The 25941-nt window shown below is 65.7% G+C and carries 28 protein-coding genes, 1 tRNA gene and 2 pseudogenes; 22 read left to right on the top strand and 9 right to left on the bottom strand.

Translation table 11 applies throughout. From position 1 onward, the window contains the following. From MXB53_RS02195 to csg, 9 genes and pseudogenes are all read left to right on the top strand, one after another. Window positions 1-672: a translation initiation factor IF-6 gene (locus MXB53_RS02195; protein WP_248895570.1), complete on the top strand. Its 672-nt coding sequence runs from the start codon at window positions 1-3 to the stop codon at window positions 670-672. Between the two features lie 36 nt (window positions 673-708). Beyond that, window positions 709-885, top strand: a complete 177-nt coding sequence (gene rpl18a / locus MXB53_RS02190) for a 50S ribosomal protein L18Ae (protein WP_248895569.1) — start codon at window positions 709-711, stop codon at window positions 883-885. After that, window positions 885-1343: a prefoldin subunit alpha gene (gene pfdA, locus MXB53_RS02185; protein ID WP_248895568.1), complete on the top strand. Its 459-nt coding sequence runs from the start codon at window positions 885-887 to the stop codon at window positions 1341-1343. The genes rpl18a and pfdA overlap by 1 nt, the downstream gene beginning before the upstream one ends. Window positions 1344-1352: 9 nt before the next feature. Further along, complete coding sequence (gene ftsY, locus MXB53_RS02180) at window positions 1353-2447, top strand: signal recognition particle-docking protein FtsY (protein WP_248895567.1); 1095 nt, start codon at window positions 1353-1355, stop codon at window positions 2445-2447. 38 nt (window positions 2448-2485) lie between these two features. After that, window positions 2486-3010, top strand: coding sequence for an Ntn hydrolase family protein (locus MXB53_RS02175; protein WP_248895566.1), 525 nt, complete (start codon window positions 2486-2488; stop codon window positions 3008-3010). 87 nt (window positions 3011-3097) lie between these two features. Next, a tRNA-Phe gene (locus MXB53_RS02170) sits at window positions 3098-3171 on the top strand. Window positions 3172-3550: 379 nt separating this feature from the next. After that, on the top strand, window positions 3551-4186 hold the full coding sequence (locus MXB53_RS02165; protein ID WP_248895565.1) for a hypothetical protein: 636 nt from the start codon (window positions 3551-3553) through the stop codon (window positions 4184-4186). Next, a pseudogene (locus tag MXB53_RS15910) lies at window positions 4165-4581 on the top strand (surface glycoprotein); the annotation flags it as partial. The gene MXB53_RS02165 and the pseudogene MXB53_RS15910, both read left to right, overlap by 22 nt. Before the next feature lie 183 nt (window positions 4582-4764). Further along, window positions 4765-7380, top strand: a complete 2616-nt coding sequence (csg, locus tag MXB53_RS02160) for an HVO_2072 family ArtA-dependent S-layer glycoprotein (protein WP_248895564.1) — start codon at window positions 4765-4767, stop codon at window positions 7378-7380. 185 nt (window positions 7381-7565) lie between these two features. Here the strand turns inward: csg and MXB53_RS02155 are convergent, their stop codons facing one another. Further along, window positions 7566-8507 carry a sugar kinase gene (locus MXB53_RS02155; protein WP_248895563.1) on the bottom strand — a complete coding sequence of 314 codons (942 nt, stop codon included), beginning with the start codon at window positions 8505-8507 and terminating at the stop codon, window positions 7566-7568. A 39-nt stretch (window positions 8508-8546) separates the two neighbouring features. Continuing rightward, window positions 8547-8864, bottom strand: a pseudogene (locus MXB53_RS02150) (DNA mismatch repair endonuclease MutL); the annotation flags it as partial. 157 nt (window positions 8865-9021) lie between these two features. On the opposite strand from MXB53_RS02150, the gene MXB53_RS02145 reads away from it, so the two are divergent. Then, the gene (locus tag MXB53_RS02145; RefSeq protein ID WP_248895562.1) at window positions 9022-9312 is read left to right on the top strand and encodes a DUF433 domain-containing protein; all 291 of its coding nucleotides are present in this window, start codon (window positions 9022-9024) and stop codon (window positions 9310-9312) included. Between the two features lie 3 nt (window positions 9313-9315). Beyond that, window positions 9316-9660, top strand: a complete 345-nt coding sequence (locus MXB53_RS02140; RefSeq protein WP_248895561.1) for a DUF5615 family PIN-like protein — start codon at window positions 9316-9318, stop codon at window positions 9658-9660. A gap of 358 nt (window positions 9661-10018) precedes the next feature. On the opposite strand, the gene mutL is transcribed toward MXB53_RS02140, so the two are convergent. Both mutL and MXB53_RS02130 read right to left on the bottom strand, forming a co-directional pair. Continuing rightward, entirely contained in the window at window positions 10019-12082 is a 2064-nt protein-coding gene (gene mutL / locus MXB53_RS02135) for a DNA mismatch repair endonuclease MutL (protein WP_248895560.1), read from the bottom strand. Window positions 12083-12139: 57 nt separating this feature from the next. After that, window positions 12140-12607: an FKBP-type peptidyl-prolyl cis-trans isomerase gene (locus tag MXB53_RS02130; RefSeq protein ID WP_248895559.1), complete on the bottom strand. Its 468-nt coding sequence runs from the start codon at window positions 12605-12607 to the stop codon at window positions 12140-12142. 134 nt (window positions 12608-12741) lie between these two features. Here MXB53_RS02130 and MXB53_RS02125 point away from each other — a divergent pair, with 134 nt between their 5' ends. Both MXB53_RS02125 and MXB53_RS02120 read left to right on the top strand, forming a co-directional pair. Then, entirely contained in the window at window positions 12742-13686 is a 945-nt protein-coding gene (locus MXB53_RS02125; protein WP_248895558.1) for an alpha/beta hydrolase, read from the top strand. 139 nt (window positions 13687-13825) lie between these two features. Beyond that, a complete protein-coding gene (locus tag MXB53_RS02120; RefSeq protein WP_248895557.1) occupies window positions 13826-14164 on the top strand; it encodes a DUF7113 family protein in 339 nt (112 codons plus the stop codon). A 66-nt stretch (window positions 14165-14230) separates the two neighbouring features. On the opposite strand, the gene MXB53_RS02115 is transcribed toward MXB53_RS02120, so the two are convergent. Next, complete coding sequence (locus MXB53_RS02115) at window positions 14231-15454, bottom strand: DNA double-strand break repair nuclease NurA (RefSeq protein ID WP_248895556.1); 1224 nt, start codon at window positions 15452-15454, stop codon at window positions 14231-14233. A gap of 78 nt (window positions 15455-15532) precedes the next feature. On the opposite strand from MXB53_RS02115, the gene MXB53_RS02110 reads away from it, so the two are divergent. After that, entirely contained in the window at window positions 15533-16192 is a 660-nt protein-coding gene (locus tag MXB53_RS02110) for an HAD family hydrolase (RefSeq protein WP_248895555.1), read from the top strand. A gap of 25 nt (window positions 16193-16217) precedes the next feature. Here the strand turns inward: MXB53_RS02110 and MXB53_RS02105 are convergent, their stop codons facing one another. Both MXB53_RS02105 and MXB53_RS02100 read right to left on the bottom strand, forming a co-directional pair. Next, entirely contained in the window at window positions 16218-16595 is a 378-nt protein-coding gene (locus MXB53_RS02105) for a DUF7993 family protein (protein WP_248895554.1), read from the bottom strand. Window positions 16596-16620: 25 nt separating this feature from the next. Beyond that, entirely contained in the window at window positions 16621-17085 is a 465-nt protein-coding gene (locus tag MXB53_RS02100; protein ID WP_248895553.1) for a DUF2240 family protein, read from the bottom strand. A 100-nt stretch (window positions 17086-17185) separates the two neighbouring features. Here MXB53_RS02100 and MXB53_RS02095 point away from each other — a divergent pair, with 100 nt between their 5' ends. Beyond that, a complete protein-coding gene (locus MXB53_RS02095) occupies window positions 17186-17557 on the top strand; it encodes a 30S ribosomal protein S8e (RefSeq protein ID WP_248895552.1) in 372 nt (123 codons plus the stop codon). A 29-nt stretch (window positions 17558-17586) separates the two neighbouring features. On the opposite strand, the gene MXB53_RS02090 is transcribed toward MXB53_RS02095, so the two are convergent. Further along, window positions 17587-18588, bottom strand: coding sequence for a phosphate uptake regulator PhoU (locus MXB53_RS02090; protein ID WP_248895551.1), 1002 nt, complete (start codon window positions 18586-18588; stop codon window positions 17587-17589). 301 nt (window positions 18589-18889) lie between these two features. On the opposite strand from MXB53_RS02090, the gene MXB53_RS02085 reads away from it, so the two are divergent. The 5 genes from MXB53_RS02085 to phoU all read left to right on the top strand — a co-directional run bounded on the left by MXB53_RS02085 (window position 18890) and on the right by phoU (window position 24206). Beyond that, the gene (locus MXB53_RS02085) at window positions 18890-19885 is read left to right on the top strand and encodes a PstS family phosphate ABC transporter substrate-binding protein (RefSeq protein ID WP_248895550.1); all 996 of its coding nucleotides are present in this window, start codon (window positions 18890-18892) and stop codon (window positions 19883-19885) included. 52 nt (window positions 19886-19937) lie between these two features. Continuing rightward, window positions 19938-20897, top strand: coding sequence for a phosphate ABC transporter permease subunit PstC (gene pstC / locus MXB53_RS02080; RefSeq protein ID WP_248895549.1), 960 nt, complete (start codon window positions 19938-19940; stop codon window positions 20895-20897). Between the two features lies 1 nt (window position 20898). Beyond that, complete coding sequence (gene pstA / locus MXB53_RS02075) at window positions 20899-22497, top strand: phosphate ABC transporter permease PstA (RefSeq protein WP_248895548.1); 1599 nt, start codon at window positions 20899-20901, stop codon at window positions 22495-22497. 3 nt (window positions 22498-22500) lie between these two features. Further along, entirely contained in the window at window positions 22501-23379 is an 879-nt protein-coding gene (pstB, locus tag MXB53_RS02070) for a phosphate ABC transporter ATP-binding protein PstB (protein WP_283102221.1), read from the top strand. Window positions 23380-23522: 143 nt separating this feature from the next. Then, window positions 23523-24206: a phosphate signaling complex protein PhoU gene (phoU, locus tag MXB53_RS02065; protein WP_248895547.1), complete on the top strand. Its 684-nt coding sequence runs from the start codon at window positions 23523-23525 to the stop codon at window positions 24204-24206. Here the strand turns inward: phoU and MXB53_RS02060 are convergent. Next, complete coding sequence (locus MXB53_RS02060; protein WP_248895546.1) at window positions 24203-24859, bottom strand: helix-turn-helix domain-containing protein; 657 nt, start codon at window positions 24857-24859, stop codon at window positions 24203-24205. The two genes, phoU and MXB53_RS02060, sit on opposite strands and share 4 nt — an antisense overlap. 82 nt (window positions 24860-24941) lie before the next feature. Here MXB53_RS02060 and MXB53_RS02055 point away from each other — a divergent pair, with 82 nt between their 5' ends. Then, a complete protein-coding gene (locus MXB53_RS02055; RefSeq protein ID WP_248895545.1) occupies window positions 24942-25532 on the top strand; it encodes a methyltransferase family protein in 591 nt (196 codons plus the stop codon). A gap of 34 nt (window positions 25533-25566) precedes the next feature. After that, the gene (locus MXB53_RS02050) at window positions 25567-25941 is read left to right on the top strand and encodes an AtzH-like domain-containing protein (protein WP_248895544.1); all 375 of its coding nucleotides are present in this window, start codon (window positions 25567-25569) and stop codon (window positions 25939-25941) included.

The following is a 25941-nucleotide window of genomic DNA, read 5'->3' as shown; positions in this document are numbered from 1 at the left end:
GTGTTACGCGCCTCCTTCGCCGGCTCCCCGTACGTGGGTGTGTTCGCCCGCGCGACCAACGACTGCTTGCTCGTCCGGCCCGACGCCGACAGCGACACCGTCGACGACATCGCAGACGAACTCGATGTCGAGCCAGTGACGACGACGGTCGCCGGCTCCGGCACCGTCGGCGCGCTCGCCGTCGGCAACGAGGCGGGGCTGCTCGTCTCTAGTCGCGCGACCGACCGCGAGGTGTCGGCCATCGAGGACGCGACGGGACGGACCGTCACTGAACTGCCCGGCCGCATCAACGCCGCCGGCAACGTCGTTCTCGCGAACGACTACGGCGCCTACGTTCACCCCGACCTCAGCCGCGAGGCGGTACAGACGGTGAAGACGGCGCTCGACGTCCCAGTCGAGCGCGGCGACCTGGCGGACGTCCGGACGGTCGGCACCGCCGCCGTCGCGACCAACGAGGGCGTGCTCTGCCATCCGAAATCGCGCGAACCGGAGCTCGAAGCCATCGAAGAGGCCCTCGATATCCGGGCCGACATCGGCACCATCAACTACGGCGCGCCGCTCGTCGGCTCCGGGCTCATCGCCAACGACAACGGCTACGTCGTGGGCACCGACACCACCGGCCCGGAACTTGGCCGCATCGAGGAGACGCTCGGTTATATCGAGCGCCAGTAGGAAGATACTTCCCGCTTCCTCACGACCATCCAGTACATGAGTCAGTTCGCCGTCAGCGGACGCTTTCAGGACCGAACCGGGTATCGTAGCTTCCAGAAGACGATCGAGGCCCCGAACGAGAACGTCGCGCGCGAGCACACGCTCTCACAGCTCGGGAGCGAGCACGGCCTCAAGCGCACGCAAGTCGAGGTCGAGGAGGTGACCGCCGCATGATGGGTGGCGGTGGTCAGCAGCAACTTCAGCAGCTCTCCCAGGAGATGCAGGCGATCGAAGAGGAGATCGAGGAGCTCGAAGAGGAGGTCGAGGACCTCCAGACGCGCAAAACCGAAATCGACGAGGCCATCGAGGCCATCCAGACGCTCGACACCGGGTCGACGGTGCAGGTGCCCCTCGGCGGTGGCGCGTACCTCCGTGCCGAAGTCCAGGACATCGACGAAGTGATCGTGGACCTCGGCGGTGGCTACGCGGCCGAACAGCCCCAGGGCGACGCCATCGAGGCGCTCGAACGCAAACAGGACGTGCTCGACGACCGTATCGAGGACGTGCAGGAGGAGATCGCGGAACTCGAAGCTGAGAGCGCCGAACTCGAGCAGGAGGCCCAGCAGATGCAACAGCAGATGCAACAACAGCAGATGCAGCAGATGCAACAGCAACAAGAGCAGGACGAGTAACGCAGGCTGATGTTCGACGGACTGAAAGACAAGTTGGACAGTTTCCGGAGCGACGTCGAGGAGAGCGCCGATGTCGAGCCGGAGCCGGAGGACGCCGACGCGGAAGCCGAGGCTGAATCCGAGGTCGCGGCCGAAACGGAATCCGAATCGACGGACACCGACGCGCCGACCCCCGCCGCACCGGAGGGTGACGCCGAGGCGGACGAGGGCAGCGACGGTCCCGGCCGTCTCCAGCGCGCCAAGGCCTTCGCCACCGGCAAGGTCGTTCTCGAAGAGGAGGACCTCGAAGACCCGCTCTGGAACCTGGAGATGGCGTTGCTCGAGAGCGACGTCGAGATGGGCGTCGCCGAGGCGATTCTCGACCAGATCCGGTCGAACCTCGTCGGCGAGACCAAATCCCAGATGGCCAGCACGGGCGACCTCGTGGAGGACGCCCTGCGCGACGCGCTTCTCGACGTCATCAGCGTCGGCCAGTTCGACTTCGAGGAGCGCATCGCACAGGCGGACAAGCCCGTCACCATCGTCTTCACCGGCGTCAACGGCGTCGGCAAGACGACCACCATCGCCAAGATGGCGCGCTACCTGGAGGAGCAGGGCTACTCGTCGGTGCTCGCCAACGGTGATACGTACCGCGCGGGCGCGAACGAGCAGATTCAGGAACACGCCGACGCGCTGGGCAAGCGTCTCATCGCCCACGAACAGGGCGGCGACCCCGCGGCCGTCATCTACGACGGCGTGGAGTACGCCGAGGCCAACGACATCGACGTGGTGCTCGGCGACACTGCCGGTCGACTGCACACCTCCAGTGATCTCATGGCCCAGTTGGAGAAGATCGACCGCGTGGTCGCTCCCGACCTCACCCTGTTCGTCGACGAGGCGGTCGCGGGCCAGGACGCCGTCGAGCGCGCCCAGCAGTTCGACGCCGCCGCCGAAATCGACGGCGCCGTCCTCACGAAAGCGGACGCCGACTCCCAGGGCGGCGCCGCCATCTCCGTCGCCTACGTGACTGGCAAGCCCGTGCTCTTTCTCGGCACCGGACAGGGGTACGAGGACCTCGACCGATTCGACCCCGAAGCGTTGGTCGACGACCTCCTCGGCGCGTAGCCCCTACACATACCCCGCTTGCTTTCCTACCCTCACGCATGAGTACCGTCATTGGCGTGGCGTGTGCGGAGGGCGTCGTCCTCGCGGGTGATCGGCTCGCAGTTACCGACGGCCACGTCCGGAGTCGTTCCCACCGACACGTCTTCGAGTTCGGCGAGGCCGGCGCGGCCATCGTCGGTGCGCCCGGTGACGTGGACGCCTTCGCCGACCGCCTCGACGCTGAGATCCGCTCGTATCGCACCGAACGGGGCCAACTTCGGATCGACCCGTTCGCACGGCTGGCCAGCGACCTGGCCGACGACCGCGGTGTTTCCGGCGTCGTGGCCGCGCCGGACGCCGACGGCGAGCCGGCGCTTCGGTCGATCACCCCCGGCAGCGTCACCGAGGACGACGTGGCGGCGTTCGGCAGCGGCGCGTCGGTCGCGCTCGGCGTCCTCGAAGCCGGCCACGACCCCGACGCGTCGCTGGACGACGCAGCGGAGCTCACCCGGCGGGCGCTCGACGCGGCGGCCGAACGCGACGCCGGCACCGGCGACGACATCGATACGTATCGACTATCGTGAGTCGTCGCGTGCGCGCGGGAGAGGCGCGGTCACCCGGCCGCCGTGTTCCGAAATCCTTTTGGCTCCGATTCACCTCCCAGCAAGTGCGCCGCCTTAGCTCAGACTGGGAGAGCACTCGACTGAAGATCGAGCTGTCCCCCGTTCAAATCGGGGAGGCGGCATGTTTCTGCGGCCGACAACGCGAACGAGCGTAGCGAGTGAGCCGTCGGCCGCGAAACTGCTCCCGACACGATTTGAGCAGACGAGTCGCAGCGGCCGAACGAGGCGGGATCGGAGGTCCCGCTGGCAGCCGGCGACGAAGTGAGGCCGACCGTCTCGGCGAGTTCAAATCGGGGAGGCGGCATTCCACTTTTTGTTGCGTCGGGTTTCCTCGCTCGCTTCGCTCGCTGCGGGAACCACTCCTTGCAAAAATTTGGGAAAAACCTCCGGACGCTCCCTTCGGTCGCGTCCGGTGAAACCGCGCCTCGCTCCGCTCGGCGCGGTACGTTCGGAACGCAGTTTTGCCCCACAACAAGGCGTGAAGTCGGATATTTCCGCACGATGAAACCTCAATCGGTCCGGATGCCGAAGGAACTGTGGGCGGCGCTGGAACAGGACGCCGAACAGCGGAACCGGACTACGGCAGAGCACCTCCGGGAAATCTGCCGGCAGGCGATCCAGCAGGACGTACAGGACATCTACAGCCGGATCAACGCCGTCGAGGACAGCGTCGAGAAACTCGAGCAGCGTGTCGAACAGCTTGAACAGCGGACGGAGCAGATCGACGAACTGGAAGAGTGTCTCGACCGACTGGAGGCGCAGATGTCGGGACTGACGGCGCGAACGGTCGATTCGTCGCAAGGTGAGCAGCGAACGGCTGCCGAGGGCGGCGGCCGCGAGGTGCCCGAATCGGTCGCGGACATCGATGATGTCGTCGCCATGGCCCGGGCGGAGTTCGGCGCCGCGGAATCGCAGGTCGCCGTGGGCCGGGAAGCGCTGGAACTGCTTCGCGAGCGCCGCCGGGTCTCGATAGACGAACTCCAGACGGAGATTCGGCGTGATGCCACTGATCCGGACGACTCGGCGGATGTCTGGTGGGCAGAGCAGGTCAAGCCCTTCGTCGACATCGCCATCGAGTGGGGACTGGTCGTGCAGCATCCCGGACACGAACTCGCATGGATCGGTCCACCGAACTGAGGGCATACCGACAGAACACGAGGCTGGACGCCGAATTCGGCGTCGTTCCGAGCCGGCCTCTCCGGCGGGCTCCCCGGTTATCCCTTTTCACGGGAGCGCCTCCGCAGCCGAGTACCACAAACCCGGTCCTACTGGCGTGTGAGGGTCTGACACGCGTCATACACCCCTACAGACCACAAAGCATTTACTACACCGAAGGGACATTTTGGATACCCCTACCGGTGGCTGGCGCAGCGCCAGACCACGAACTCGGCATGAAAGAGGGCAGCTCAGGATTGCCATCCGTAACAACGCAAAACATGACAGACTATAACGATCAGATCCGCGCAGTAGTCCTCGCGGCGCTCATGGTTTTCAGCGTCTTCGCTGGAACCGTGGCGCTGTCTGGATCTGCTGCTGCGGTTAACAGTGGTTCTGGTGCGCACAGCGTGTTCACCAATGCCACTGACGTGGACGAAGAGACAACTCGAACACACACGGTTAATTTCACATTCGATGGTTACACGGCTGATGGTAATACTGACACCTACACACTTGATGTCAGCCCAGCAAGCGGTGCCAATGTAACCTCGACTGCCGTGAATAGCGTCATCATTAATGGGTCTAGTGTCACGACCGGTACGAGCACTAACGACCCTGATAGTGACGGATCGCCGGAGCAGTTCCTCGTCACCTTCCAGCCGGACTCCAGTGCTGTTGGATCCGGGAACCTCAGCGGTAGCGTCAACGTGACTGTTGACGTCCAGACTGAACAGGTCTCATCCGATACTACCGCGACAGTTACCAGCACTCTCCAGGACAGTAACGATGGGACATCGACCAGCGCGTCTACGTCCTTCACCATCCGGGATGTCAGTGCACCGGGGACCTCGAACCGAGACCCGGCCGACCCTGTCGATGATGACACGACTGTCACCATCTACTCGGGTGCAACCGTCTTCCAGGGCGAGGAAGACCTCCAGTTCGCTGGCTCCACGAGTTCCCTGATCGGCTCGAGCGGTGACGCAGAGGGTCAGACCCTCACGTTCCCGATCGACCAAGACCAGGCAACGGGCCAGTACGACGCTAACGGACCGGACGCTGGCGACGGCGGGTTCAACGCAACGGTCCTTGAACCGCGCATCACCCAGCTTGAAGTCGACAACGTGAACGATGCGGACATCTCCGGCGGATCTGTCCCGCAGGGCGACAGTACCTCCGGTTCTGGTGCGCTCACTGTCGACGCGCACTACAACTACGAAGAGGCTGAAGAACTTGAACTGACCGTCGAAAACGATGACGGCCTTGATGTCACCGGCGACGCCCTGACGGGCACCCAGGGTGCCACGAAGGCTAACTCGAACGGTCAGGTTGAGTGGGGTGTCGATCTCTCCAACCTCAACACTGGCACCTTCACGTTCGAAGTTGCTGGTGCTGACGACCTCGACTTCGGTCGTGCAACGCAATCGACGACGGTCACCGTGACCGGCGACGACGACGTCTCGCTCGACCTTGACTCGGAGACGGTCACGCGCGGTCAGGACGTGACCTTCTCGATCCGAGGCTCGAACGCTGGCGACTTCCACGTCGTTGCCATCGAGGCAGACGACTTCCGTGACGGTGTCTCCGTCGGCGGCAGTGCCGCTAACGGCACCTTCCGCCAGGTTGGCGACACCGTCCGACGCGGCTCGATCAGCCTGTCGCAGGGCAACTACGCCTACGCAGTTGTCGAGGTCGACGACGACACCGGTGTCGGCGTCGGTCAGATCGACACGAGCAGCCTGGACACGACTGACGTTGATGTCAACGTCTACCAGGCTAACAACTCGAGCATCCCGCGCAGCGATCTCGTGAACCAAATCACCGAAAGTAATCTCGAAGACGACCCCTCGCTGACGATCGAAGAGGGCGACGTCTCCCTCAACACGCCCGGCAACACGTACGTTGTCGGTAGCGAAGTCGACGTCAACGGCACCGCCTCGGAAGGTGTCGAAGACGTTGCACTCTACGTCCGCCGTGAAGGCCGCTACCAGCTCCTCACCCTCGACGGTGACGAAACGATCTCGGTGGACGCTGACGACACCTTCGAGAAGGAAGACGTTATCCTCTCGAATGATCCCAGCCCTGGCAGCCAGCTCCTGTCGCTGCCCGGCACCTACCGCATCGGCGTGATTGACGCTGCTGACGTCGGTGGCACTGGAACCGTCCGTCAGAACGTCACGGTGTCCGAGTTCAACACGGGCACGAGCAACCAGAAGTCGCTCCGTGTTGTCGACACCGAACTGTCCGCTAGCGTCAAGACGGTCGGTGGACAGGTGTCCACCATCGACAACGAAGTGAACGTCTCGGGCACCTCGCTCGGCACGCAGAGTGTCGACGTGGTGTTCTTCGACGAGCGCGGCAACGCGAACCACGAAACGATCAACGTCGAGGATGACAACACGTTCGAGGACAACGAAGTCAGTCTCGGCAACCTTGCTACTGGTCAGATCAGCGTCCACGTCCTGACGCCCGGTCGAGACGGTGACTACGGTGACGGTGACGTCCCCGGCGGTACCCTCTCGGACTTCGTTGAGAAGAACCTGAGCACTGCGGGCCTCACGGGAGACCAGATGCGCGCACGCCTGCTCGACCAGACGACTGAAGAGGTTGCAAGCGACGACCGGATTGTCACGCAGAACTTCCGCCTCGCGGAACCGCGGACGTCCATCCAGAACGTCTACCCCGAAGGCATGCAGGCCTCGGGTGTCAACCCGGTCGCTGTCGACGACACGATGGTCGTCGAGGGCACCACGAACCTCCGACCAGACGACAACTCGATCACCGTGGAACTCCAGACGCAGGCCGGCAACTCGGTCGCACTGACGACGACCGAGGAGTGGGGCTACGATGGTCAGTACATGGTGTCGCTGGAACTCGAGGACGTGCAGACGGGCACGTACAACCTCGAAGCTGACGACGGCGAGAACACGGACCTCGTCGAAGTCCAGATCGTCCAGTCGGTCTCGACACCGACGCCGGAACCGACGGCAACGCCTGAGCCGACCGCGACCGCAACGGCAACGCCTGAGCCCGCAACGGCCACGGCGACGCCCGAGCCCGGTACGGCAACGCCCACGGAAACGACCGAGGGCGGCGGTCCTGGCTTCGGTGCCATCGTCGCAGTCATCGCGCTGCTCGCGGCTGCACTGCTGGCCACGCGGCGCGACAACTAACGACTAATCACGACTGACCGCCGAAAGCGGTCTTCACGCGGCTTTCTTTTATCGAACCTCCCCCGACAGAGCCATCCGTTCGTTTCGTACTCCGTGCTCGGTGCTAACGTGGGCACCGCTACGACGTTCATAATACACCTCCGGAAGACGGCCAGCTACTGGCGTAACCGTTCGAGACGCGCCCGTCAGTTCCGTCCGTCGCGGATGGCGGCGACATCTGCGCGTGAGCCGACGACGGTGTCGCCGACGATGGTTCGTTTGAGCGCCGCCGTCGCGACGCCCTCGGTCAACGCCTCCTTCACGTCGTCGCCGCGGAGGCGGCCGGAGAGGAAGCCACCGACGAACGCGTCGTGGACGCCGGCCGGATCGCGCAGTGCCGTTTCGAAGGCCGGCACCTCGTAGATCTCCTCGCCCTGCAGGCCAATCGTCGGCTGTTCCCACCGCCGGCGCGTGATGACGACGGTCGCGCAGTCGTAGCGCGTCCGGAGGCTGTGTCCCGCCTGGACCACGTCGCTGTCGAGGTCGAAGACGGCCTGGGCGTCGGCTTCGTCGATGATCAGCACGTCGACCCGATCGAGCAGGCGGTCGTACAGCTCACGGGCGGTCGCGGGTGCGAGTCCCGTCGCGTCGTATCGCGTGTCGAACGCTCGCGTCGTGTCGGCCTCGCCGGCCACGTCGAGGAGCGTCTCGGTCGTCTCCAAGAGCGTCTCCGAGCGGGCGGGGGTCGCTCCGCTGACGAACAGCGTCTTGGCGTCGCGAACCGCCCCCATCGGGAGGTCGTCGGGCGTCGTGGTCGTGATCGCGGCGTCCTCGCGGTCGGAGACATCGGTCGAATCGGTCGGGCCGCCGCGGTCGACGAACGATGTCGACACGCGGCCGGTGTCGGTCCACACGACGCCGGTCCGGACGCCGTGACGGCGCAGGTCGCCGATGACGCGTCGGCCGAGCGCCGTGTCCGGGAGTTTCGACAGCCAGGCGGCGTCGAGGCCGAGCGTCGCGGTCGCGACGGCGACGTTGCTCTCCGGGCCGCCAACGTGGGCGTCGAACGTCCCCGCCGTCTCGATGCGCTCGCCGCGCGGTGGCGAGAGCCGAAGCGTCGCCTCGCCGACGGTCACGAGATCGGTCACAGTCGCCGTTCGGCCGACGGTCGGAAAAAGGTGCGTTCGTCACTCGGAGCGGCGGCCGCCGTGACCCGGGTAGTCGCGCTCGAACCGATCCGTGATCTCCTCGCGGTCGAACGCGACGACGACGGGGCGGCCGTGCGGACACGCGTACGGGTTCTCGCAGGCGTCGAGCGATGCCAGCAGGTCGACGACCGACCCCTCCGTGAGCGACGTGTTCCCCGTGATCGAGGGGTAACACGCCAGATCCGCGAGCAGGGAGTCGGCCACGGCGTCGACGGTGCCGTCGGCGACGCCCGTCAGCGCGTCCCGGAGGAGCGACGGATCGAGCGCCGCGTCGAACACCGCCGGGACGGTCGCGACAGGGAGAAAACCCTGCACGGGATTGAAATCTGTTTTCGGGGCTATCATGGGTGACATCCTCGGTGACGAGATGGAGACAGGCGGAGACGATTAGAACCGAGCGATTTTCTCCCTCCCGCGAACCTATTTCAGTATCGACACCGTAGATGGAAGCAGAATGGCGACGCAAACATACCGGATCGTGTCGAGCGAGGAGTCGTCGGTCCACGATGAGCCCCACATCGAGGGAAGTCGAATTACCGTCCGGTACGTCCACGAGCGCGTCGAGGAGCGAGGACTTCGTCCGGAGACGGTTGCGGACCGTCACGGCCTCGATGTCGCGGACGTGTACGAGGCGCTGGCCTACTTCCATAACAACCCCGAGGAGATGAAGCAGGTCGAGGAGCGCCACGAGCGGGCCGTCGAGGAAGCCAAACGTCGGTCGACGCTGACGCCTCCCGGGGAATAGTGGATGGCGTATCGGCTGATGCTCGACGAGAACGTCGAGCATGAGGTGCTTCACCGACTCGAAAACTACGGCCACGACGTCGAACACATCGACTTTGCGGACGAACTCGGGAAGGGAACCGACGACCGGCCTATCGCTCGGTACTCTCGGGACACCGACCGCATCATCGTCACCTACGACGACGATTTCGTCCTCGAACTCGATGATGACGACTATCGAGCGGCGTTCTACTTCGCCGACGCGACCCTTTCGGCCAAGCAGGTCGCAGACGTGGTCCATCGAGTGTCACAGGTATACGCCCAAGAAGAGGTCGGCGGTCTCGAATACGTCGGGACAGAGTGGCTGTAGTTAGAGCCAGTCGACTTTCTCCCGAGCGCGGGTTTTTGCTTTCGTCGAGTAAGTTCCGAGGTACGCTTCTCGGGTCGCGACAGGGAGAAAATCCAGCACGGAATTGAAACTGACAGTTGACGAGCGTGTTGTGTGGAGTCGTGATGTCGCATTACGGGAGTACGTCGGGACGGCATGGTTCAAGGTCGAACAGAACTGGCCTCGTGACCTCGTCAAGTATCTACGGGGAGATATCCAATCTGGCGGTAAAATCCGCTCGCCCCGCGACGCAATCGACTCCTATATTCACACTTACGACGAAGATATCGAAGACCGATATCGTGGCGACATATTCAAATTCCGAATCTAATCCCCGTCATTATTGGTGCCCAGGGTAGTCACGTTCGAAGCGATCGTCAATCTCCTCGGAATCGATCTGAATCAACACCGGACGGCCGTGTGGACACGACCACGGATTTTCACAGTCGTCGAGCGCTGACAGGAGGTCGAATACCGACCCTTCGGTCAGCGACGTATTCCCCGTAATCGACGGGTGACACGCCATATCTGCCAACAGGTCGTCGGCCACTGCGTCGACCGTTTCTTCGGCTGTTCGTTCATCGTCGACGAAGTTGGTCAGAACGTCGCGTATCAGCGTCGGTCCTACCGATTCGGCAACGATGGCGGGCACGGTCGTCACGCGGACAGTTCGGTCGTCGACGAGATCGGCATGGAAGCCTAACTGCGCTACTGCGTCTCTGTAGGCGTCGAATACCGCTGCTTCGCGGGCGGTTAATTCGATTTCGACCGGTTCCGCCAACACTTGGGTTGTCGTGTCGCCATCAAATTGTTTCCGAAGACGTTCGTAGTTCACCCGCTCGTCGGCAGCGTGCTGGTCGACAAGAATGAGACCGTCGTCGGACTCGGTAACGACGTACGTATCGTGTAGCTGCCCCAATACGCGAAGATTGGGGAAGTTGTCGTATTCGGTCGGCTGGGACGCGTCGCCGCCGGTTAGGGACGTTTGCGTATCCGTCTCTGATTTCTCGGTAGACGGTGTCCGATACGAATCGGAGAGCGTGGATGGTCGTGTTGATTCGGGAGCCTTCGACTCTCGTGCCGTCGACTCCGATGACTGTGTCGTCGTCCCTGCCGATGAGTCCGACGACGTGTCCGGTGCTTCCTCGGATGACGATGCCAACTCCGACTGCGGCGACTGTGTCGAAGGCGTCGACCGAGACGAACCCGTATCATTCGGGGACTCTTCGACATCGTCGGGACCGGCCGTACTCGGTTCATCCAGTGCCGATTCGTCGGCTTCCGTACTGTTGACGTCAACGTCGGCGGTCGTCACTTCCTCGATTGACGATGTCGGATCGATGGGCGTTTCCTCGGGGGCGCTTCGCCCGCGCGGTGCCGACGAGCGAAGGATGCCCTCTTCGCGGAGCGCATCTTCCACGGCGCTACGGACTTGATGCTTGACGGCTTCCGGTTTATTGTATCTAACTTCCATCTTGCGGGGGTGGACGTTCACGTCGACGGTGTCCGGCGGCACCTCGATGAAGAGGACGGCGAAGGGGTAGCGGTCCGGCGCGAGCTGGCCGCCGTAGGCGTCGAGGACGGCCTCGCGGAGCGTGCCGGCGGTGACATAGCGGCCGTTGACGAACGTGGAGAGGTACTCGCGGCCGGCCCGCGTGGTTTCGGGGTGGCTCACCAGTCCCGACACCGACGCGACGGGGGCGTCCGTGGGGTCCCCCTCGACGGCGACCATCGACGACGCCACCTCGCGGCCGTAGACGGCGAGGACGGTCGATTCGAGGTCGCCGCTCCCCTCGGTGGCGAACACTTCGCGGCCGTCGTGTTCCAGCGCCATCGCCACGTCGGGGTTGGCGAGGGCGTACTGCGTGACCACGCGGTTGACGTGATCGAACTCCGTGGCCTCGGTCTTGAGGAACTTCTTTCGCGCCGGCGTGTTGTAGAACAGGTCTTCGACTTCGACGGCGGTCCCCGGCGGACAGCCCGAGGGAGTAACGTCGCCCGCGTCGCCGCCGTCGACGGTGAGTTCGTGTCCGCGCCCGCCGTCCCGGGGGCGACTCCGGATCGTCAGGCGCGACACCGCGCCGATGGTGTGCAGCGCCTCGCCGCGGAAGCCGAGGGTGCCGACGCCCCCGTCGAGGTCGTCGCTATCGGTGATCTTGCTCGTAGTGTGTTCCTCGACAGCGCGTTCGAGGTCCGCGTCGGTCATGCCGACGCCGTCGTCGCGGACGCGGATGCCGTCCGTCCCGCCGCCGTCGACGGCGACCGTGATCCGCGAGGCGTCGGCGTCGAGGCTGTTCTCGACGAGTTCTTTCACGACGCTGGCGGGGCGTTCGACCACCTCGCCGGCGGCGATGCGGCGAACCGTCGCGTCGTCGAGTGCGTGGATCGTCGGCGTCTCGCTCACGACACCATCCACGACGGGTTACCCTATCAAGGCAAGGGTGCGGTGCCGGCGACGTGCTTACTCGACGTTCAGCACGTCCACGTCGAACGTCAGCGTCTCGCCGGCCAGCGGATGTTCGAAGTCGACGCGCACGACGTCTCCGTCGATTTCGACGACGGTTCCGACGGCGCCGCCCTGGGCCCGCACTTCCATCCCTTCGACCGGCTCCTGCCCGACCATGCCTTCGAAGTCCTCGGCGTCGAACTCGCGGACGCTGTCGCCAGTCGCTTCGCCGTAGGCCTCCTCGGGCGGGACCGTGATCGTCTCGGAGTCGCCCTCTTCGAGGCCGAGCAGGGCCGATTCGAGCCCCTCGATGAGGTTCCCCTCGCCGACGGTCACCGTGAGCGGTTCGAACTCGCGATCCGGCTGCTGGTCGAGCAGGCCGGCTTCCTCCGCGGTGGATTCGTCGGTGGTGTCGAAGACGGTGCCATCGTCGAGCCGACCGGTGTACGCGATGGTGACGGAGTCACCAGTAGCAATCGCCATATCCGTCTGTGACTCGTCGCACCCATAAGGGCTTGGACCTGGGTTCCGGTCGGCCCGCCGTCGAACTTTATCTATCCGGATCGAGTACGGTCGCGTATGATCCTGACGGACGGCCGTCGCGGAGGACGAGTCCCGTGACCGGGCGCGCCGACGACTTGCATCCCGAGGCCCGAACCATCCTCGACCGGATCGACCTTCCGCCGACGCACGCGCTGTCGGTTTCGGGCGCCCGGGAGGCGCTCCGTTCCCAACTGGTGTCGGAGCCACCGGACGACGACCTGACGGTTCGGACCCTCTCGATTCCGGGGCCGGGCGGCGACCCCACGACGCCCCTGTCCGTGCGGACGTACACGCCACCCGGTGACGGCCACCCCGTCCTCGTCTACTTCCACGGCGGCGGCTGGGTGCGGGGCGATCTGGACACCCACGACGGCATCTGTCGCCTCCTCGCGCGGGCGGCCGACTGCGTCGTCGTCTCCGTCGACTACCGACGGGCCCCGGAGCATCCGTTTCCGACGCCGGTCCACGACGCCTACGCCGCAACGGCGTGGGCGGCCGAACACGCCGCCATCGCCGGCGGCGACCCGGGCCGCGTGGCCGTCGGCGGCGACAGCGCCGGTGGGAACCTCGCGGCCGCCGTGACGCTCCTGGCGCGCGAGCACGGCGGGCCATCCATCGACCACCAGGTGCTGCTCTATCCGATCACGGACCACGCGTTCGACACCGACTCCTACGCCGAGAACGCCGAGGGCTACCTGCTCTCGCAGGCGAGCATGCGCTGGTACTGGGCGCGGTATCTCGCCGACGACATCGACGGCGCGAACCCCTACGCGTCGCCGTTGCGGGCGCGGGATCTCTCCGATCTCCCGACGGCGACGGTCGTCACGGCGGGCTACGATCCGCTCCGCGACGAGGGGGCGGCCTACGCCGATCGCCTGCAGGCGGCCGGCGTGTCGGTGACCCACGCCCACTATCCGGGGATGGTCCACGTCTTTGCCTCCTTCCCCGACCTCGAACGGGCGACGGACGCGCGCCGGCGGATCGCGGCCGACCTGCAGGCCACCTTCGGCGACGAGTGATAGGGTTTATCGGAAGTCGTCGGAGGTTCTCGCCGGACCGTCACGGCGAGACTCTCTGGACCGTTACGATAATCCCGATGCGTGTGGCTGCCGGGAGCAGTCACAGACGCCTTTTACGTCGTGCGCTCGTATCTTCACTATGCTACTGATTCGCGGCAACGGTGGCGAGACGACGCTCACCGGAACCGTTTACGAGCGGGGCGAGCAGGCCCCGTCCTTCCAGGGGGCGCCCGACGAGGACGCCGCGTACGTCTGGGTCTGTGACGAGTTCTACGAGGTCGAGAGCGGCGGGTCGACCACCGAAATCGACGGCCGCGAGATACAGATCGCCTTCGAATCGCCCATGCCACGCGGGTTCGACACCCGTGAGCAGGCCATCGAGGCGGCGAAAGAACACCTCCGGACCCAGTTCGCCCGCGTCGGCATCCCCGAATCGACGGTGACGATCGAGGTCGAGAAGGCCGATCCGATCGACTGACGGCTGGTTCGACGATCGGGTGCGTCGGTTCCGGTGATCGCCGGGGAGTAGCGCCACCGACCCGGTTCAGAACTCCTCGCCCCACCGCCGGTCGTCGTACGTACTGACGAACGGCGAGTCCAGTCGCTCCTCGAACTTCCGTCTGAGCGCTGCCTTCTCGTCGACGCCGATCCGGGCGAGGGCGTCCGCGCGTTCGATGACGGGTGGCGGCCCGCGGGCGGTCGCCACGTCGCGGAGGAGCTGTCGCGTGAGCCGGTCGCGGTCGTCCGCGTCGCTCGTGAGTCCCGCCGGGGCTTCGATCCGGTAACAGAGTTCGGTTCGCGGGTCGTAGACGACGAAAAACGTCACTTCGTACGTCTCAGGGTCGTGCTGTCGGTCGACGCCGAGGGCGTCACCGTCCGCGGCGAGGGTGCGGTCCGAGCCGCCGCGGGAGACGAACCAGTTGGTGAACGTGAGCCGGTCGGTGTCGCCGGGTTCCAACAGGCGCGTGAACAGCGCGGTGTCGTCGACCCAGGGCGCGTCGACGCCCTTCTCCCGGAGCGTCCGGGTGACGAGTTTCGCCGACGGGTTCTTGACGAAGCCGGCGATGGTAACGTCTCGGTCGAGGAGGCGCTCGACCAGTCGGACGTAGTTCTCGACGATGGCGCGGGGTTTGGCCTCGGTCGTCAGCGCGCCGAGTTCGGCGTCGCGGTCCTGCCAGTTGAGCAGTTCTTTCGGGTACAGTGGCCCGTCGAGCAGGAGACAGTCGTCGACGGCGTCGGCGTGCTCGAGCGCGTGAGAACTCTCGGCGAGATAGAGCGCGAGCGCGTGGACGACGCCCTCGGCGTAGCGGTTCACCCGTGGGGCGTGCAGGATCTTGCGCCGGAGATACCCCTCGTCGCGGCGCACCCAGTCGGTGTCCAGCGAGAGGGTCGGGTCGTTGGCGTGGACGGTCGTGACGAGGCTTCGCGCGCGGTGGAGGTCGAGATCGGTCGGCGTGACCGCCATCGCGGCGTGGGCCACGTCGAGCACCAACCCGTTTTTGAACGTGGTGGGGTTGATCGTCCCCGAATCGAGGCCGTGGACGGTCGGAAACGGCGGGTCGATCAGCGCCACGTCGTCGATGGCGACCGAGCGCAGGCGTCGCTCGCCGAGCGGCTCGAGCACCGTCCGGCCGTCGACCTGGAGCGGATCGAGCCACTCCTCGAACGCCGTCCGCGCCAGGTCGTCGTGGTCGGTGTCGTCGACGCGGGACGCGAGCACGCCGGCGATGTCCGCGATCCCGTCGACGTGGACCGGATCGAGTGTCATACTCCACTCTCCCCGCGGAGACGCAAAAACCCCGCCGGAAGCCAGCACGCTCATACCCGTCGCCGGACTACGGCTGGTATGGAACCGGCCGCGGTCGCGTTCGACCTCGACGACACGCTCGCGGTCACGCGCAGGGATCGCGAGACGCTGTTGACGGAGTCGATGCGCGCCGTCGGTGCACCGCCGCGCTCACGGGACGCGTATCTCGACGCCCACGCCGAACATCTGACCGCCCGGAGTCGCGAACCCGTGTTCGAGCGACTGCTCGATGACGTGGACACCGACGCGGACCCCACCGATCTCGCGGCGGCGTACCGCTCACGGATCAACACGGCGCTCGAACCGGTTCCGGGCGTCGAAGAGATGCTCTCGACGCTGCGCGAGCGCTACCGACTCGGTCTGTTGACCAACGGCCCGGTCATCGCCCAGCGGTCGAAGCTCCGCGCCCTGGGCTGGGCGGACGCCTTCGACGTGGCGCTCGTGACGGGTGACCTCGACGCCGGCAAGCCGGACGCCTCGGCCTTCACGGCGCTCGTGGACGCGCTCGGCACCGACCCGGCGGAGACGGTGTTCGTCGGCGACGACGTGACCGCCGACATCCAGGGCGCGGCGGACGCCGGTCTCGTCGCCGTGCAGGTGGGCTATCCGGACGGGCCGTCCCCGAGTTCGGTCGCGACGGTCCACGTCGACCGGGCGGACCTGGCCGAGCGTCTCCCGGCGATTATCGACGCGCTGTGACTGATTCTCGCGGCGATCTGGCGCCTTACGCGTCCGCCTCGACGACCTGCTCGACGACGTCGAGCGCCCGCTTGACCGCCGCGCCGTTCTCCACGAAGACGACCGTTCGGGGTGCCTCGCTCGCCTTCGGTCGAACGCGTAGGTCGGCGTCGCGCGCCGCGGCGAGCGCCGTTTCGTGCCCGCTCTCGAACTCGATCCGGATCCGTTCCGGGTGGACGAACACCGTCGCCAGGGGATCGCCGTCGGCGCGCACCCGGTAGGCGCGCGATCCGTCCGCCGTCGGTTCGGCGTCCGGGTCGGCATCCGTCACCGTCACGGCAGTGAGCGACCCCTCGTGGCCGGCGAGGTCCGAGGCGAGTAACTGGGCGATGCGGACGCCGTCGTCGAGGCTGTCTTCGACCATACGCCGGCTACGCGCCCGAGCGGTTTCAACGCTCCTCGTCGACGGCGGGTTCGAGTTCCGCGAGGGCTCGGTCGGCGGTGCCGTCGACGTCGACGCCGCGGCCGCGGGCGTAGACGACGGCGGCGGCTTCGATGGTGACGCCGAGTTCGCGCTGGCGCTCGTTGATCGCTGCGACCGCCTCCTGTTTCTCGACGCCGTCCTCGACGAGCGCGGAGAGGACGCGCTCGAACGTGGACTGCTCGCGCAGGACGGATTCGTCGGGCGTGAACCCGTCGGGGATGGTGACGCTCGCGGGGTCGAACTCCGCGACGAGGGCGTCGTCGTCGCGGGAGACCAGACCGCGCCCGGCCGCCACGTCGACGAGGCGTTTGGCCTGGTCGGGCGTGAACCAGTCGCGGTCCAGCGAGAGGGCGACCACGAACTCCCCTTCGCCGAGTCGGGACTGTCCCCGGTCGCGGAAGGGTGCGGCGACGGCCACCTCGAGGCTCATGGTCCAGACAGCGCCGACGGCCCACTAAAGCGTACGGATCGGCGCCGCGGCGCCCGTTCGTTTCGAGCGATTCAAGTAGTTCCTGGGACTGGATAGGTGTATGAAAGATCAGGGACGCTCGACACGCAAGCGTACGGGAGGCCGCCTGCGCCCCTTCCGAAACAAGAAGCGCTACCAGCTCGGCCGCGAGCCGGCCGAAACGACGCTCGGTGAGCCTCGGTTCCAGACCGTCGACGCGCGGGGCACCGAAACGAAGACGCGAGCGCTCGCGACGAACGTCGCCCACGTCGCCGACGGCGGGGAGACGGTCGAAGCCGAAATCGAGAACGTGGTCGAGAACCCCTCGAACATCAACTACGTGCGGCGAAACATCATCACGAAAGGGGCGATCATCGAGACGAGCGAGGGGCGTGCCCGCGTCACCTCCCGACCCGGCCAGACCGGCCAGGTCAACGCCGTTCTGCTGGAGTAATCGGGCGTCTCGGTAATCTTCCGACCTTCTCACGGCGTCGGCGCTGCTTTCTGTAACGCCGTCTCCGCGACGTTGCCACCGTAGTCGGCGCTCCGTGACAGCGAGTCCACGACGAGACCGAGTAGCTGTGCCCGCGTGGGGTCGAGTTCCCGGAGGAGTTCGTCGATGGTTCGGGCGTGGCTGTCGATCTTCTGGACCGACTCCCGGGCCTCGTTGGCCTGCCGCGTGGCCTCCTCGTTGTCCTCGAGAAAGAGCGCGTCCATCGCGAGGTCGGTCACCGCGGCGGCGTCGTCGTGGAGTTCTTCGAGTGCGTCGGCCACGTCGTCGGGCACGGGGTCGTCGAATTCGAGCGCGAGGTGGGCAATCTTTGTCGCGTGGTCCGCGATGCGCTCGAGCTGTCGCGCCGCCGACTGGTAGTCGAAACAGACCTCGCGGGTGACGCCGAGTTCCTCGGCGGCCCGTGGGCTCCGCAGCGTCGCGCGGAAGATCCGCGAAACGACCATCCACAGGCGGTCGACGTCGTCGTCGCGCTGGATCACGTCCCGCGCCAGGTCGGTGTCGAGTTCGACCAGCGCCGCGACCGCGTCTTCGAGCATCGAGAGGGCGATGAGGCGCATCCGCGTCACCGCGTTGTTGATGGAGAGCTCCGAGGAGTCGAGCAGGTCACGGATCACCATGCGGTCACGCGTCTCTTCGAGCACCTCGAGGCCGACGAGGCTCTGGGTCGCCTGGCGGATCGTCCGCCGCTGGTCGGTCGTGATGCGCTGGCTTTCGAGGGCGATGATGTCGAAGCCGCTGACGTACATCGTCATGACGGCCCGGACGAGTTCGGGACCTTCGAGGTCACCCACGTCGAGGGTGCCCTCGGTCCGCTCTTCGCTCGTCCGGGGCGTCATGAAGAGGGAGTCGCCTTCGGGGTAGAACGCCACCTCGCTTCCCGCCGAGACGTCGTTCTCGTTCGCCCAGTCTTTCGGAAGCGACACCGTGTACGTCGATCCGCCGGTCACCTGCACCTTGCGGGTCTCGACCATACCCGGAACTGTTGGGCGACTCAAAATAAATCTGCTCATATCTATATACTCCTCTGGACGTGTGGTTCATCAGCGACGAAATCGGGGTTTTTCATCCCGTGTTCGGCGTGGTATGTTGCTGGGTCCGGAGCACCGACACGCCCCGTTCTGGTTGAAATGGGCGTTTAACCGTTCTGTGGCGGATATTCGCCGCTCTCTCCGCTGACGACCGACTGACGACGCCACGCCATCAATTCACGTACCTATATCTATATAGTTCTAATAGAAGGGTACTTATGTGACAGAAGATCACTTTCTGGTGATGACGGACGAACCTACGAGCGGGTCCGTGTCGCGACGAAAGTTCCTGGCGGCGACCGGTTCGGTCGGCGCCGTCGGTCTCGCTGGCTGCACCCAGAGCGGGAGCGGTGGAAACGGGTCCGATGACGGCCTGTCCGGAACCATCGACATCGCCGGCAGTTCGACCGTCTTTCCGCTGGCGACGGCGATGGCCGAGCGGTTCCAGTCCGAACATTCGGGCGTCAATATCAACCTCCAGTCGACGGGATCCGGTGGTGGCTTCGCGAACCACTTCTGTCCCGGCCGCACCGACTTCAACAACGCCTCCCGACCGATTCGCCCCGAGGAGGAGCAGGCCTGTGCCGACAACGGCGTCACCCCCGTCGAACTCACCGTCGCCACCGACGCGCTGACGGTCATCGTCAACAACGAGGCCGACTGGATCGACTGCATCACCGTCGAGGAACTCGCCGAAATCTGGGCGGCGGACGATCCGCCCTCGACCTGGAGCGAGGTGAACGACGACTGGCCCGATCGGGAGCTCGAACTCTACGGGCCGACCGACGCCTCGGGCACGTACGACTACTTCATCGAATCTATCCTCGGCGAGGAGGCCGGTCACCGACAGGACTACTCCGCGACCGAGCAGGACCGCACTATCATTCAGGGCGTCGAGGGCTCCGAGGGCGCCATCGGCTACCTCGGCTTCGCGTACTACTCCCAGAACTCGGACAGCGTGAAAGCACTCGGCGTCGACGACGGTGACGGCTGTGTGGAACCCTCGCTGGAGACCGCCCGTGCGGGCGAGTACACGCCCCTCTCCCGACCACTCTTCACCTACGCCAATCAGTCGGCGCTGGCCGAGGAGCACGTCGCCGAGTTCGCCCGGTTCTGGCTCGAGAACGCGACGAGCCAGGAGATCGTCGCCGAGGAAGTGGGTTATGTCCCCCTCAGCGACGACGACCAGGCCGAAGCGATGGAGCGACTCGAATCGGCGATCGAGAACGCACAGGGCTGACCGGGCGAACGAAGAGTTTTTTCGCCCCAACGAGAAAGCGACCACGTACTAGATGAGCACGGACGATATCGGACAGGACCTCACCCGCCGGACGGAGAACGCGCCACAGGAACTCCTAACGCGGTCGTTTTTCTTCCTGTGTGCGGTGCTTTCGATCGTCACGACGATCAGCATTATCGTCCTGCTGACCACCGAGGCGGCCAAGTTCTTCACCATCACGGCGCCCCTGATGGGCGTCGAAGGGGCCACCGCGTCGGTCGTCGACTTCCTCACCGGGACCAAGTGGATCATCAACAACCAGCAGTTCGGCGTCCTGCCGCTGGTCTCGGCGACGCTCGCGATCACCATCGGCTCCGCTGTCGTCGCCCTTCCGCTCGGCGTCGCGACGGCCATCTACCTCAGCGAGTACGCAAGCGCGCGCGCCCAATCGATACTGAAGCCCGCGCTGGAGGTGCTCGCGGGGGTGCCGACCGTCGTCTACGGCTTCTTCGCCGTCGTCTACATCACGCCCGCGTTGCAGACGATCATCCCGCAACTCGGCACGTTCAACATGCTCTCGGCCAGCATCGTCGTCGGAATCATGATCATCCCGATGGTCGCCTCCATCAGCGAGGACGCGATGTCCGCCGTCCCCGACTCCCTCCGGCAGGCGGGCTACGGCATGGGTGCGACGAAGTTCGACGTCTCCGTCGGCATCGTCGTCCCGGCGTCCCTCTCGGGCATCTTCTCCTCGTTCATCCTCGCGCTCTCGCGGGCCATCGGCGAGACGATGGCCGTCACCGTCGCCGCCGGCTCACAGGCCAACCTCATCAACCCGCTCAATCCCGCCGCGTATCTCGAAGGCGCCCTCCCGATGACCGCCGCAATGGTGAACCTCCTCACCGGCGACATCACGGGCGGCGGGATCGCCTACCGGAGTCTCTTCGCCATCGGTCTCACTCTCTTCATTATCACGCTCATCATGAACATCATCAGCGACCTCGTCGCACAGCGGTATCGGGAGGAGTACTGAGATGGCAACGGGTGACAACCGCATTGAGGGCTTCGGCCACGTTAGCCGAACCGTCGGGACCGTCTTCCGGTATCTCCTGCTCGCGGCGACGCTCTTCGGCATCGTCGCGCTGACGATCCTCCTGATCTACGTCGCCAACGACGCCATCCAGCCGCTGACCGCCGACCCCGGCTGGCATCTCACCTTCTTCCTGACGCTCGTCCTTCCGACGCTCGTAGCCGGTAGCTATCTCCTCCGCACCGACGTTCCCTCGCTCAAATTCGGCGCCGCGGTCGTCGGTATGCTCGCCGTCAGCACCATGTTCGCCGGCGGCGCGGCGATGATCTTCGTCGACATCGTCGAACCGGTCACCTGGTTCGGCTACGTGCTCGCGCTCGGCATCTCGCTCGCGGCCGTCGTCGGCCTCGAACGCCTCGACCGGCGGCTTCCCTTCCTCGCTCGCTTCGGCCTCGCGGGGGCGGTGGTCGTCCTGTCGGTGCTGTTCGTCCCCGCTTTCGTCCGATCACTGCCCGTCTATCCGAGCGACTGGATCATGCTGACGCTCTCGATCGGTATCCCCGTCGCCGCCCTCGTTGGCCGCTACGTCGCCGCCGAGGGCGGCCGCCGGGCCCTCGCCCTGGCGTTCGTCGTCGCCGTCGCGGCCATCGTGCTCGCGGGCATCGCCGGCCCGCTCGTCGGCGTCAGTTCCGTTCCCGGTCTGGTCGTGATGGCGGTCGCCGTCGTCCCGACTGGTGGCTACGCCGTGGGCACCGTCCGGCGCAACGCCGACCGCCAGACTGGACTGGCCTTCGCCGGTGTGATCCTCGGCGGCGCCCTCGTCGGTGCCGTGGCGGTCGATGCCCTGGGCTTTCACGGCCCCCGATCGTGGCTCGACTGGCAGTTCCTCACGAACGCCCACAGCGGGACCGCCGCCCAGGCCGGCCTCTACCCCGCCATCGGGGGCTCGATCCTGCTGATGGTCACCGTCGCTGCCCTCTCCTTTCCCCTCGGTGTCGGCGCCGCGGTCTATCTCGAAGAGTACGCCCCCGACAACCGCTTCACCCGGTTCATCGACGTCAACATCTCGAACCTGGCGGGCGTCCCCTCCGTCGTCTACGGGCTGCTCGGTCTCGGCGTGTTCGTCACGTATCTCGGCCAGCCGACCGGGACCGTCCTCATCGGCGGCGCGACGCTCGCGCTCCTGATCCTGCCCATCGTCATCATCTCCGCCCGCGAGGCGCTTCGGAGCGTCCCCGACGAGATGCGTCAGGCCTCCTACGGCATGGGGGCGACGCGTTGGCAGACCATCAAAAACGTCGTCCTGCCGCGGGCGTTTCCCGGGATTCTGACGGGGACGATCCTGGCGCTCGGCCGCGCCATCGGCGAGACGGCGCCACTCATCATGATCGGCGCGCCGAACGTCCTCTTCTCGCTGCCGACCGGTTTCTCCTCGAAAGTGAGCGCGATGCCCCTGCAGGTGTACGCCTGGGCGAGTCTGTTCGCCAGCGAACCGTTCTATCAGGCCGCCGTCCCCGCGGGCGTCGTCGTCCTCCTCATCGTCCTGCTCAGCATGAACTCGATCGCGATCGTGCTGCGCAACAAATACCAGAGTGATCAGTAACCCATGACAGACAGTGACCCCAAGACGTCGTTTGCCGCCGACGAATCGTCCGACGATCCGACGGCCGACGACATGGCCATCCAGACCGACGTCAGCGACAGCGTGAGTTCCACCAGCCCCACGATGCAGGCCGACACCGTCGTCCGCGCGGAGAACGTCGACGTCTGGTACAACGACGACCAGGCGCTGCAGGACATCAGCCTCGAAATCCCCGAGAACCAGGTGACGGCCATGATCGGCCCCTCGGGCTGTGGCAAGTCGACGTTCCTCCGGTGTATCAACCGGATGAACGACCTCATCGACGCCGCCCGCGTCGAGGGCGACCTCTACCTGCGCGGGAAGAACGTCTACGACGACGATGTCGACCCCGTGGCGCTCCGCCGCCGCGTCGGCATGGTGTTCCAGTCCCCCAACCCCTTCCCCAAGAGCATCTACGACAACGTCGCCTACGGCCTGAAGATCCAGGACAAGGAGGGCGACCACGACGAAATCGTCGAAGAGTCGCTGAAGCGGGCGGCGCTGTGGGACGAAGTCAAAGACCAACTCGACGAGTCCGGCCTCGAACTCTCCGGCGGCCAACAGCAGCGCCTCTGTATCGCGCGGGCCATCGCCCCCGACCCCGAAGTCATCCTGATGGACGAACCCGCCTCCGCGCTCGACCCCGTCGCCACCTCCCAGATCGAGGACCTCATCTCCGAACTCGCCGAGGAGTATACGGTCGTCATCGTCACGCACAACATGCAGCAGGCGGCGCGCATCTCGAACAAGACGGCCGTGTTCCTGACCGGTGGCGAACTCGTCGAGTTCGACGACACCGAGAAGATCTTCGAGAACCCCGAGAGCCAGCGCGTCGAGGACTACATCACGGGCAAGTTCGGCTGACTGCGCCGCCTTCATACAGATTATTGTAACTGTCTACCGGTGGGTCACCAAGACGGAGTGGAGACCCACCGGTGCTGACGTACAATAAACCGCATCAGTACGTAGGGGATAACGCTTAGGGTAGTTGAGACGAGACAGGACGTATGGCTCGAACCGATTATCAGTCGTCGCTCGAGGACCTCCGCGACGACGTTCTCTACATGAGTGAGGTGGTTGCGGAGCGGCTCAGAGCGGGACTCGACGCACTGGAACGGAAAGACGAACGACTCGCTCGAGAGGTCATCGAGGGCGACGACGAGATCAACGAGATGTACCTCGAACTCGAGGGCACCTGTGTCGACCTGATCGCCCTCCAACAACCCGTCGCCAGCGACCTGCGCTTCATCGCGGCGTCGTTCAAGATCATCACGGACCTCGAACGCATCGCCGACCTCGCGGTGAACCTCGGCGGCTACACGCTCGACGCGGAGCGTGACCTCTTCCCCGACGTGGACATGCAACGCATCGGTCGGACGACCCTGGAGATGCTCCAAGACGCGATGGACGCCTACGCCAACGAGGACGTCGACGCGTGTTACGCCGTCGCGGACCGCGACGACGACGTGGACGCGATGTGTGAGGCCGCGAGCGAACTCGTCGTGCGCGACCTCATCGAGGGCGACTATCTCGCCGATGAGGAAGCCGACGAGGACATCGAGGTGCTCATGCAGGACGTCTCCCGACTCCTGCTCACCATCCGCGACCTGGAACGGGTGGGCGACCACGCCGTCAACGTCGCGGCCCGCACGCTCTACATGGTCGAGAACGACGACGAACTGCTGTACTAACGGCGACAAAGCCGCTGCATGGCCGTCGCTTCGGCCTTCCGGAGATGTTCGGCCGCGGTCCCGGGCGCGATACCCATCTCCCTGGCTACGTCCGCCACCGACCCCTCGCGTGGCGAGTCGTAGTAGCCGCTCTCGACGGCGGCGGCGACCGCTTCGTACTGCCTGTCCGTCAGGCCTGCCTCCGGCGTCCCGGCCCGGCGGCGGTACGGTCCGATCGACTGGACGGTCGCTCGCATCCCGTCCGGTAACGCGTTGACGGCGGCGTCGAGGTCGGGAGCCGTCCCCACGAGCGTCAGCTCCGTCGTCCCGTCGCCGTTGAAGCGAATCGGTGGTACCACGACCAGCGTCCCACGGGCGAACGCGTCGAGATACCGCCGGTCGGCCGCCGTCACCCGGTCACGCACACAGCAGTAGAACACGCCATCGACCGCCTCGGTGACGCTGTAGGCCACCGTGGCGTCGCGCTCTGCCAACTTCGCCCGGAACACCTCGGGGTCGCCCCGGACCCGGAACACCTGGGCGTTCGTCTCGTCGAACACCGTGTTCCAGTGGCGGAGTTCCGCCCACTCGACGCGCTCGTGTTCCATCTCGAAGGCGTGCATCGGGTGGATCTGTTCGCCCGCGTGGTGGATCCGCAGCTGGAGCTGTTTCATCGGGACGATGTGATGAATGTATAAATAAAAACCTCGGTGCTGAGGCAGTCGGCACTCCGGCTCCCGGGCCGATGGCCGACATATGACGCCGATACAACTCGCCTTCGGCGCCGGCCTCGTGTCGGCCGCCGGCGTCTACGGCATCGTCCTCGGAACGCTGCTGACCGACCACGAGTGGTGGCCGCCCGGTGATCGCACGCCGGCGTACTACTGTCACTGGACGCTCGTCGGCGTGTTCGACGTGGCGTTGCTCGCCGTCGCCGACCTCGACTGGGGGAGCTGGAGGCTTGCCGCCCCGCTCTCGCTGGCCGGCGTCGGTCTCACCGTTCTCGGCACCGCGCTGTTCGCGTGGGGTGCTCGGACGATGCGGTCGGCGGAGACGATGGGAGTGACCGGCAACCTCTACACCGACGGACCGTACGCCTACACCCGGAACCCGCAGTATCTGGGGATGATCGTCGGCGTCGCCGGCTTCGCGCTGGCTGCCGATTCGCTGCTGCTTGCCGTCCTCGCGGCGATACACGTCGGCTGGGTCCTCCTGTTGCCGCGGGCCGAGGAGCCGCATCTGCGCGCCGAGTTCGGCGACGCGTACGATCAGTACGCTGCACGCGTTCCCCGATTCGTCGGCGTGCGGACGGTTCGCCGGGCCGTCGCGAGCGTTCGATCGTCCTGAAAGAGTTAACCTCCGCCGGCGCGACGTTCCCCGCATGAACGCGGCGGGGACCATCGAGGCGTACTACGCGGCGCTCCGCAACGGCGACCCGCTCCATCCCTACTTCGCGGAGCGTCCCGATGTCGTCAAGTTCGGCGTCGGCGAGCGACTCGTCGGCTACGAGGCGATCGCTGACGGACTGCGCGCCCAGACCCGGTCCACCGAGGACTGGACCGTCGAGAGCCAGGCGCTTCGGGTCACCGAACGCGACGACCACGCCTGGTTCTCCGATGCGGTGTTCATGTCCTGGACCGACACCGACGCTGACCACGAGTACGCCCTCTCCACGCGGTGGAGCGGGACCATGGAACGATCGGACGGCGACTGGCGCTTCGTCGGCATGCACGTCAGCACGCCGTACGTGGACTGA

The organism is Haloplanus sp. XH21, assembly GCF_023276355.1.
Taxonomy (GTDB): Archaea; Halobacteriota; Halobacteria; order Halobacteriales; family Haloferacaceae; genus Haloplanus; species Haloplanus halobius.
This window is presented reverse-complemented; position numbering and strand designations above follow the sequence as displayed.